This window comes from Pseudomonas sp. NPDC087803 (assembly GCF_044742995.1).
Lineage (GTDB): Bacteria > Pseudomonadota > Gammaproteobacteria > Pseudomonadales > Pseudomonadaceae > Aquipseudomonas.
This window is the reverse complement of sequence record NZ_JBIUVO010000031.1, coordinates 19,641-28,143: the sequence shown is the minus strand read 5'-3', so window position 1 is coordinate 28,143 and position 8,503 is coordinate 19,641. Positions and strand designations below refer to the sequence as shown.

Below are 8,503 nucleotides of genomic sequence, written 5' to 3'. Positions count from 1 at the left end.
GGGAGTACATGGACAACGCTCTGCGCGAGAGGCAGATCCTCATCGGCATCCAAGAGATAGCCGGTATTCTTTTCGATGGCTGGCGCCGTATGCGCGGCGGCAAGGGAAAACTGAAATTCCGTCTTGACCGAAGTCTGTCCAACCTGCCGGACGAGGACACCAGCGCTGAGCTGTTGGGCCCGGCCCGCGTGCTGGATACGCATAAAGAGCCGCAACTGGACGAACACGATCTGCCGTCGGTGAGCATGCCGGCCCGCGAAGCACGCGAGCCTCGCGAATCCGGTTCGAAACGTGGCAAGCGCGGCAGCAATGGTCCGGCCCAGGGCGACCTGAACCTCGACCTGGACCTGGACGGCGGCCCGAGCTTCAGCAGCCGTGATGATGACTTCGTCGATGACATCAAGCCTTCGCCAGCGGTGGCCGACAAGGATCAGCCGCAAGCCGAAGAAGTCCTGGTGATCAGCGTGATCTGCCGCGACGCCGCCGGCTTCAAAGGCCCGGCCCTGCTGCAGAACATTCTCGAAAGCGGTCTGCGTTTTGGCGAAATGGATATTTTCCACCGTCACGAAAGCATGGCCGGCAACGGTGAAGTGCTGTTCTCCATGGCCAACGCGGTCAAGCCGGGCATTTTCGATCTGGACGACATCGACCATTTCAGCACCCCGGCGGTGAGCTTCTTCCTCGGTCTGCCAGGCCCGCGTCATCCGAAGCAGGCCTTCGACGTGATGGTGGCGGCGGCGCGCAAGCTGTCGCAGGAACTGAACGGCGAGCTGAAAGACGACCAGCGCAGCGTGCTGACCGCGCAGACCATCGAGCATTACCGTCAGCGGATCGTCGAATTCGAACGCCGCGCCCTGACCCAGAAGCGCTAAGGCCAGGATCAAAAGATCGCAGCCTCGTTTCACTCGGCAGCTCCTACAGGAATCGCGCTTTTCTGTAGGAGCTGCCGCAGGCTGCGATCTTTGCTTCTGCTGCCGATGATGTATTGAGATAGAGCAGCCTCGGCTGCTCTTTTGCTTTATGAGAGAACACCATGACCGCCGCCAAAAACCGCATTCTAGAGCTGCGCGCTGAACTCGATCAGCACAACTACCGTTACCACGTTCTCGACGAGCCGAGCATTCCGGACGCCGAGTACGACCGGTTGTTCCACGAGCTCAAGGCGCTGGAAGCGGCCAATCCGGAACTGATCACCAGCGACTCGCCGACCCAACGCGTCGGCAGCGTAGCACTGACCGCGTTCACCCAGGTGCGTCACGAAGTGCCGATGCTCAGCCTCGGTAACGCCTTCGAAGAAACCGACATGCGCGAGTTCGACCGCCGGGTGACCGAGGGGCTGGATCTGCCGGCTGGTGATCTGTTCGGTGGCGGTGCAGCGGTGGAATACAGCTGCGAGCCGAAACTCGATGGCCTGGCGGTCAGCCTGCTGTATCAGGACGGCGTGCTGGTGCGCGGCGCCACCCGTGGCGACGGCACCACCGGTGAAGACATCAGCGTCAACGTGCGTACCGTGCGTAATATCCCGTTGAAGCTGCACGGCACAGGCTGGCCGGCGACTCTCGAAGTGCGCGGTGAAGTGTTCATGTCCAAGGCCGGTTTCGAGCGCCTCAACGCCTCGCAACTGGAAGTCGGCGGCAAGACCTTCGCCAACCCGCGCAACGCCGCTGCCGGCAGCCTGCGTCAGCTGGATTCGAAGATCACCGCCAACCGCCCGCTGGAGTTCTGCTGCTACGGCATCGGTCAGGTCTCCCACGATATTTCCGACACCCACATCGGCAACCTCAAGCAATTGCAGAAGTGGGGCATGCCGATCAGCCACGAGCTGAAACTGGCCAAAGGCATCGACGAATGCCTGGATTACTACCGCGATATCGGTGAGCGCCGTAACGCGCTGGCCTACGAAATCGACGGCGTGGTGTTCAAGGTCAACAGCATTGCCGATCAACGCGAGCTGGGCTTCCGTGCCCGCGAACCGCGCTGGGCGATCGCGCACAAATTCCCGGCCATGGAAGAACTCACCGAACTGCTCGACGTGGAATTCCAGGTCGGCCGTACCGGCGCCGTCACTCCGGTGGCACGGCTGAAACCGGTCAAGGTCGCGGGTGTCACCGTGGCCAACGCCACCCTGCACAACATGGACGAAGTGGCGCGCCTGGGCCTGATGATCGGCGACACGGTGATCATCCGCCGCGCCGGTGACGTGATTCCGCAGGTGGTGCAAGTGGTCACCGAACGTCGCCCCGACAACGCGCGTGCGGTAGCGATCCCAGAGAACTGCCCGGTCTGCGGCTCCCATGTTGAGCGCACGCAACTGGTCAAGCGCAGCAAAGGCAAGGAAACCATCAGCGAAGGTGCGGTGTACCGCTGCGTCGGCCGTCTGGCCTGTGGCGCGCAACTGAAGCAGGCGATCATTCACTTCGTCTCGCGTCGGGCGATGGACATCGAAGGCCTTGGTGACAAGAGCGTCGAGCAACTGGTCGATGAGGGTCTGGTCAGTTCGCCGGCTGATCTGTATGCGCTGAAGTTCGACGACATCGTCGATCTGGAAGGCTTTGCCGAGGTCTCCAGCAACAAGCTGCTGGCGGCGATCAAAGACAGCAAGCAACCGGGACTGGCGCGGTTCATTTACGCGCTGGGTATTCCCGATGTCGGCGAGGAGACGGCCAAGGTGTTGGCGCGCTCGCTCGGTTCGCTGAAGCGCGTGCAGCAGGCGTTGCCGCAAGTGCTGACCTACCTGCCGGACATCGGCCTGGAAGTGGCGCACGAGATTCACAGCTTCTTTGAAGATGCGCATAACCAGCAGGTGATCACCGAGTTGCTGGGGCATGGCCTGCAGATTCAGGATCAAGTCGAACTGGGCGCCGAGTTCGCCGCCAGCACCACGCTCGGCGGTCTGCTCGACAAGCTGCACATTCCCTCGGTCGGCCCGGGCGGCGCGCAGAAACTGGCGGACAAGTTCGGTTCGCTGGACGCGGTAATGAACGCCGACTGGCTGGACATGCGCCAGGCGTTGCCGGAGAAACAAGCCAATTCGGTACGCGAGTTTTTTGCTGTGCCCGAAAATCGGCAGATCGCCGAGTCCGCCGAGAAGCAACTGCGTGAGTTCGGCATGCACTGGCTGAGCGAGAAGAAAGTCGTCGAAGGCCTGCCGCTGTCCGGCGAGACCTGGGTGCTGACCGGCAAGGTCGAATTGATGAGCCGCGATGTGGCCAAAGAACACCTGGAAAGCCTCGGCGCCAAGGTTGCCGGCTCGGTATCGGCCAAGACCCACTGCGTAGTGGCGGGTCCAGGCGCCGGGTCGAAACTGACCAAGGCCAATGAGCTGGGCGTGAAGGTGATGGATGAAGAGGCGTTTATCGCGTTCCTGAAGGGGCACGGCTTGTCCGTCTAAGAGCAAAAGAACGCAGCCTTCGGCAGCTCCTACAGGATGAGTGTCTTGCCACATTCCTGTAGGAGCTGCCGCAGGCTGCGATCTTTTGATTTTTCCCCACGCAAAGCGTTGGAACGATGTTGGCTCGGCAATGATCTAGTCTTGGCAAGCCCCAGGGAGAGATCGCCATGTACCGCTTTTTCGAGCAGCTGAGTTCCCGCATCGTCGCGCCGTTCATGGGCGAATCTTCACGCAACAGCAAAATCTGGCCGTGCCGCTGCGGCCAGTCGCTGTTCTTTCGCAACAGTCAGTGCCTGGCGTGCAGCGCCATGCTGGGCTATCAGCCTGAAGAAAGTCGCCTGACCTCGCTGCAACCGGGGCCGCATGACGGCAGCTGGACACTCGATGCCGATCCCGACGCCGGGCTGTTCCGCCGCTGCGCCAACCTCGACACGCCCGCCGCTTGCAACTGGCTGCTGCCGGATAACGGCCACGACAGCCTGTGCATCGCCTGCAGCCTCAATCGCACCATTCCCGACCTCTCGGTGGCGGAAAACCCCGAACGCTGGCGCAAAGTCGAAATCGCCAAGCGTCGGCTGGTGGCGCAACTGATCACCCTCGGCCTGCCAGTGTTCCCGAAAACCGTGGATGAGACCACCGGTCTGGCCTTCGACTTCATCGGCGTCGACCTCGAAGGCAACGCGCCGATGACCGGCCACGCCAACGGCCTGATCACCCTCGACATCAAAGAAGCCGACGACGCCCACCGCGAGCAGGTGCGGGCGGCGATGCATGAACCCTATCGGACACTGCTCGGGCATTTTCGGCATGAGGTCGGGCACTATTACTGGGATCGCCTGGTTGCCAACGGCCCGTGGCTGGAGTCGTTCCGCCAGCTGTTCGGTGACGAACGCGCCAGTTACGCCGAAGCGCTCGACCGTCACTATCAGCAAGGTGCACCGCTGGACTGGCCGCAACATTACGTCAGTGCCTACGCGACCATGCACCCGTGGGAAGACTGGGCGGAAACCTGGGCGCATTACCTGCACATGATGGACGCGGTGGATACCGCGCTGGGTTTCGGCATGAGCGCGCGGGAAATGGACTTCGACTATCAACCGTTTCCCCCGAGCACCCTGTACGACCCGGAACACCCCGGCGGCGCAGCGTTTCTGTCGTTCGTCAATGCGTGGATCGAACTGGCGGGCATGCTCAACGAGCTGTCACGCAGCATGGGTCAACCGGATTTCTACCCGTTCGTGCTGCCGGCGGCGGCGATTGCCAAGCTGCACTTCATCCATCTGGTGATCCAGCAGGCGGGCGGTCGGGCGGATGACGTGCTGACCCTGTAGCAACTGCCGCAGGCTGGGATCTTTTCGGGCACAGCGCATGTCCTTGAACCCGTTCATATTTTTTATCTGCAACCAACGGTTGTAACTTCATCTCAGATAGGTACAATGGCGCGGCTCGCCGACAGGTGAGTGTCGTTATGGTGACCCCATCGGTCCCCCCGCAACGATTACCCGTGAACCTGGTCAGAGCCGGAAGGCAGCAGCCACAGCGGGAACATTGTGTGCCGGGGTGTGGCTGGTGGGGTTACCACCTTAACGAACATTGAGCGCTTCAACAGAACTGCATGGGTTTCGCCCACTGCGGTTTTTTTATGCCTGCGATTCGAGCTGTCACGCCAGCCCCGGTGGGAGCGAACCTGCTCGCGGAGGCTGCCCCCCGATGCCTGTTCAGCCACCCAGGTTGAACAGTGGCATACTCCACCGTCTTGCTGCGCGCGTCGTTGACAAGTGCGCGCCCTGGCTACGAGGTTGTATGCACCCGGAACATCACGATTTATCCACCGCTGTGTACTTGCCCGTGACGGACGAGACCTGCGCCAGCCTGTTGCAGCCCGATGGTGCGAAAGTCCTCGGCGAACTGACGGATGCGCAACTGGCCGCCATGCTGGTCATCCAGAATCTGGCCCAGGCCGCCGAAAAGGATCTCAGCGCCGCAGCGGCGGAGAAGGTGCTGGCGCGGCTGATCGCCTGGGCGGTCGATGGCGGGGCAGGGTTGCTGTCCGAGGCGCAACGGCTGTTCGACCCGCGCCAGTTGTATTTCGGCCTGAACGCCATCAGGGCATTGAACCTGCGTTTGCTGTTGGCCGAAGAAGTCTCGGCGCAGGATTACCTGCTGCCCAACGGCAAGTGGGACGACGAGTTCAAGACGCGCCACCACGCGGTCAACAATCCGTTCAGCCAGCAGATGATCAGCCCGGCGCACCGCGAGCGCTGGCTCAGCGCCGCGCAAGACAAACTGGTCAGAACCTTCCGCGCCAACCTCGATGAAGACCTGCACGTGCAAGGCTACGCCGGGATCGGCAAGAGCCATCTGGTCGGCGCGTTGACCGAGTGCCTGCGCCCGGAGAAAACCCTGCTGCTGGCGCGCACCCCGGAAAAACTCGCGACCCTGTGCCAGCGCATGGGCGTTGCCAGTGAGCGTAAGCCGGGCATCACTTTTGAAGCGTTTGCGCGCGGGCTGATTTACGGACGCAAACCGCAGCCGGCAGGCGCCGCCGGCCGCGTCGCGAGCAAACAGCGTCTGGCGCAGGAACTGAACATTCTCGGCTTTCGCGAGCATGACGCGCAACGAACCCTGAACGTCTGCCTGGAAACCCTCGAGCGCTATTGCCACTCCCGGGATTACAGCCTGTCGGCGCATCATCTGCCGTATTTCAAGCTGTCCTTGTCCGGCCTCGAGTCCAAGGTGCTGCTGGAGTATTCGAGCCGCGTCTGGACTTACCTCGAGGCCAACCCGGCATGGGGCCGGCAGAGCGGCTTCGAAGCCTTGTTGCTGATCAAACGGGCAAGCCTCGCGGGCTGCGTGGTGCCGCCGCGTTATACCCACGTGCTGATCGACGAGAGTCAAGATATTCCCGCTTCGCTGCTGCAAATTATCGAGCGCGGCCGGCAAGTGCTGATCACCCTGGGCGATGAGTATCAGCATGCCGAGCGCGATCTGGTGAAGAGAAAGCGTGAAGTGCGCCAGAGCGATATCACCTATTCGGTGCGCTCGGGGCGCAACGTCGAACGTCTGGTCAATCCGCTGATTTCCCGGCACTCGGAAAAGACCAAGGTGCCTTTCGAAGGCGCGCGTGAGGCAGACGTCGGCATCGAGTTTTATCCACAGGGCTTTGTCCCGCCCGAAGGTTGCGTGGTGCTGACGGCGTCCCCGTGGGACACCATGAAGTGGGCCATGCAACTGCACGATGCCAATTGCCCGTTCAGCTTTGCTGACATGAAAGCGCAGCGCGATCTTGAGCACTTCATGACCAGCGCCATCGAGTTGTTCAAGGTTGACTACTACAGCACCGAGCACAGCGAGAAGGGCCCGCATCGCTATTTCAGCGACTTGCCCACGTGGCAGCAGGTACGCGATGCCAGCCAGTACGACGAGGCGTTTCTGTGGGTCGAGGCCGAGCTGGAGAAAGGTTTCAAGGTGGCTGACCTGACCCGGCTCAACCGGATGATCGGCGGCCCCGGCAAAAGCTGCTTGCTGATGCAGGCGCAAGAGGCCGGTGGCATGGAGTTCGACCGCGTTCTGCTGACCCCCGAGTTGCTGACCAACGTGCAGTTCAAGGACGCCTACGCGTTCGATCAGCGGATCTGCGCCGTGTACATCGCCATCTCCCGCGCCCGGCAGCAGCTTTACCTGCCCTACGATGTGGTCGAGTGGATCGAGTTTCACGACTACCAGAAATTCCGCGAGTCGCACGGTTATTGAATAATTCTCTGTCGGAAATGTCCCCCTGTGGGAGCGGGCTTGCTCGCGAAGGCGGTGTGCCAGTTAACGCATCAGGTGACTGACACACCGCCTTCGCGAGCAAGCCCGCTCCCACAATGGGTTATGGGGTAGTTTCCGAAGACCCGGTATACAACCGGATAATCTCATCAATCTCCCCCGACATTTTCATCCGCAACAACGTGCGCAGGATCCGCTGCACCGGCACCTGCGGGTCATTCCTCACATAACAGCCGACCTGCTGCTCCTGCAGCACCGCCACCCCCTGCAGTTGCTGCGCGGGCAGCAGGCGCTGGTTGAACCAGTCCAGCGTCCATTGATTGCTCACCGCATAGCGGTAGCGCCCGGCCAGGAGTTTTTCCAGCACTTGTTCCTGATTGCGCGCGTCGTCGCGTTGCAGATGGTCGGCGTCGAACAGCGGTTGCAGGGTCGGGTAGGTGTAACCGAGGACGGTGCCGATCGATTGGCGTGCCAGGTGTGTCGGATCGATGTGGGACGGTTGATCCTGGCGGCTGATCAGCAGATCGCGCTGGAACAGCAGCGGAATGCTCCAGATGTAATCGCCGGACTGATTCGGCAGCCACGATTGCGCGGCATAGCAACGTACGTCGACTTCGCCACGCTCCATGGCGCTCTGCACGCGGGTGCGCGGCAGGACGTGGAATTCGGCCGGTACGCCGACCTGCGTCGCCAGGCTGAGCATGATGTCGTGGAGGATGCCCTGGGTCGGGCGGCCATGGTCGATCTGCACCATCGGCATCGCCCAGCTGTCGGCCACGACGAAGCGCAGCGGCGGTTCGGACGCGCTCACGCTCAGACTGATCCCCAGTAATGCTCCCAAGGCCCAACGCATAAATGCTCCGATGAGTCCCGATCCCGAGCTGATATTTCCCCGCCAACAGCAGCTTAGCCAGATTAGACGAGCACACCGGATGCAATTTTGCCCTTGCTCCGCTAGCATTAGCCGCTTCAGCTTCCTTCGTTGCGACGGTTTTCGATGAGTTATCAGGTTCTTGCACGTAAATGGCGTCCGCGCTCGTTCCGCGAAATGGTCGGCCAGACCCATGTGCTCAAGGCTCTGATCAATGCCTTGGACAGCCAGCGGCTGCACCACGCGTACCTGTTCACCGGTACCCGTGGGGTCGGTAAGACCACCATTGCGCGGATCATTGCCAAATGCCTGAACTGTGAGACAGGTATCACTTCCAGCCCCTGCGGCGAGTGTTCGGTGTGCCGCGAGATCGACGAAGGGCGCTTCGTCGACCTGATCGAGATCGACGCCGCGAGCCGGACCAAGGTCGAGGACACCCGCGAGCTGCTCGACAACGTGCAGTACGCCCC

Annotated in this window: 6 protein-coding genes and 1 other RNA gene; 6 read left to right on the top strand and 1 reads right to left on the bottom strand. The window is 61.6% G+C overall.

Features of this window, described 5'->3' with window-relative positions; all coding sequences use genetic code 11:
- Positions 1 to 8: 8 nt before the first annotated feature.
- The 5 genes from zipA to ACIOUG_RS16365 all read left to right on the top strand — a co-directional run bounded on the left by zipA (position 9) and on the right by ACIOUG_RS16365 (position 7,144).
- Positions 9 to 872, top strand: a complete 864-nt coding sequence (gene zipA / locus ACIOUG_RS16385) for a cell division protein ZipA (RefSeq protein ID WP_401066989.1) — start codon at positions 9 to 11, stop codon at positions 870 to 872.
- Positions 873 to 1,033: 161 nt separating this feature from the next.
- Positions 1,034 to 3,391, top strand: a complete 2,358-nt coding sequence (gene ligA / locus ACIOUG_RS16380) for an NAD-dependent DNA ligase LigA (RefSeq protein ID WP_401066968.1) — start codon at positions 1,034 to 1,036, stop codon at positions 3,389 to 3,391.
- Positions 3,392 to 3,558: 167 nt separating this feature from the next.
- A complete protein-coding gene (locus tag ACIOUG_RS16375; protein ID WP_401066966.1) occupies positions 3,559 to 4,722 on the top strand; it encodes a putative zinc-binding metallopeptidase in 1,164 nt (387 codons plus the stop codon).
- A 147-nt stretch (positions 4,723 to 4,869) separates the two neighbouring features.
- An RNA gene (ffs, locus tag ACIOUG_RS16370) (signal recognition particle sRNA small type) lies at positions 4,870 to 4,966 on the top strand.
- A 228-nt stretch (positions 4,967 to 5,194) separates the two neighbouring features.
- The gene (locus tag ACIOUG_RS16365; protein ID WP_401066964.1) at positions 5,195 to 7,144 is read left to right on the top strand and encodes a hypothetical protein; all 1,950 of its coding nucleotides are present in this window, start codon (positions 5,195 to 5,197) and stop codon (positions 7,142 to 7,144) included.
- Between the two features lie 121 nt (positions 7,145 to 7,265).
- Here ACIOUG_RS16365 and ACIOUG_RS16360 read toward each other — a convergent pair whose 3' ends face one another.
- Positions 7,266 to 8,015 carry a substrate-binding periplasmic protein gene (locus ACIOUG_RS16360; RefSeq protein WP_401066962.1) on the bottom strand — a complete coding sequence of 250 codons (750 nt, stop codon included), beginning with the start codon at positions 8,013 to 8,015 and terminating at the stop codon, positions 7,266 to 7,268.
- Between the two features lie 144 nt (positions 8,016 to 8,159).
- Here ACIOUG_RS16360 and ACIOUG_RS16355 point away from each other — a divergent pair.
- Positions 8,160 to 8,503, top strand: a 344-nt coding sequence (locus ACIOUG_RS16355; protein ID WP_401066960.1) for an AAA family ATPase, incomplete at its 3' end; no start/stop codon positions are given.